Origin of the sequence: Streptomyces sp. NPDC058650, assembly GCF_042717315.1 — a bacterium.
Taxonomy (GTDB): Bacteria; Actinomycetota; Actinomycetes; order Streptomycetales; family Streptomycetaceae; genus Streptomyces.
The window spans coordinates 1-1349 of record NZ_JBHXRL010000064.1; the positions used below are offsets into that span (position 1 = coordinate 1).

Sequence of the window (1349 nt, forward strand, 5' to 3'; positions counted from 1 at the left end):
GACGACTAGGGCGTGTTTTAGAAGTTGCTGGTGTGCTGGGTGGGCCATCCGGGAATGTCGCGGGCGGCCATCCAGATCGTGAGGTCGCGGGCGATCCGATCGATGCTGGTCTCGGTGACGACGTCATGTTCGCGGCGGGTGGTGTCGCGGCGGACGACCTCGTAGCCGCCTTCGTCCAGGACCGCGACGGAGGTGAACCAGACCGGGTCGTCTTCATCGGGCTGGATAACGACGAAGGTGTTGTCCGAGTCGTTGAGGTCGTCGATCAGCATGAACAACGCGTCCTCGGACGGGTCGTCGATGTGGTCGCCGCTCTCACTCTCGGCCCGGTAGTACGCAGCCCCCATCGGCCCTGTCTCCCCTCAACCCGCTGACCTGATCGCGGCCAGAATGACATGCGGGACCGACACTTCCAGCAGGTCACAGCCATTCGTTGATCGCGGCAATGAGGACGGTAGCTTCGAAGCGGACCGCGAGCTTGTCGAACCGGGTGGCCACCGCCCGGTTCCGCTTCAGCCGGTTGATGCCGCACTCGACCGCGTACCGGGCCTTGTAGTCCTCACGGTCGAAGGCCGGAGGACGCCCGCCAGACATCCCCCGGCGCTTGCGGTGGCCGGCCTGATCGACAGGTTCCGGAATCGTGCAACGGATCCCGCGCCGACGCAGATAGACACGGTTCGCGCGCGACGAATACGCCTTATCGCCACGGACCCGCAACGGACGGATCCGGGGCCGGCCCAGCCCGAGACGAGGAACACGGATGGCTTCCAACACGGCCGTGAACTGCGGGCTGTCTCCCCGCTGACCGGCTGTGACCAGCAGCGATAACGGCCTCTGTCCTTGTTCGCAGGCCAGGTGAATCTTCGTGGTCCAGCCCCCGCGGGACCGACCCAGGCCGTGGTCGTCAGGTTCGGCCTGGCTGCCGCCCGGCGGTTCCTTCTGGGCTTGGCCGTCCCGCCGGGCACCGGCCGCGTGCTGATGGGCCCGGCAGATCGTGGAGTCGACGTTCACGTCCCAGGTGATCAGGCCGGCGGCGTCCGCCCGGGCCTGCAGCCCGGTCAGCACCGCCGACCAGACACCACTGCGCTGCCAGCGACGGAAGAGCCCATAGACCGTCTGCCACGGACCGTACTCCGTCGGCAGATCCCGCCACGGGGCACCGGTCCGCACCCGCCAGCGGATCCCGTCGATCAACCGCCGCCGGCACACCGACGGTCTGCCCAACACCGCGACCGGCAACAACGGCCCCAGCACCGCCCACTGGTCATCTGAAAGATCCCCTCGCCCCACACCGAGATCATCACGGCACGAGGCGAGACACGGACCCCAGTTCTAAAACACGCCCTAGG

At 67.4% G+C, this 1349-nt stretch carries 2 protein-coding genes; both read right to left on the reverse strand.

Annotated features, from left to right (window positions below; genetic code table 11):
- Positions 1-17: 17 nt before the first annotated feature.
- Positions 18-347: a hypothetical protein gene (locus tag ACFWWU_RS37240; RefSeq protein ID WP_384153642.1), complete on the reverse strand. Its 330-nt coding sequence runs from the start codon at positions 345-347 to the stop codon at positions 18-20.
- A 73-nt stretch (positions 348-420) separates the two neighbouring features.
- Positions 421-1290, reverse strand: a complete 870-nt coding sequence (locus ACFWWU_RS37245) for an IS5 family transposase (RefSeq protein WP_384153645.1) — start codon at positions 1288-1290, stop codon at positions 421-423.
- Between the last annotated feature and the right edge of the window lie 59 nt (positions 1291-1349).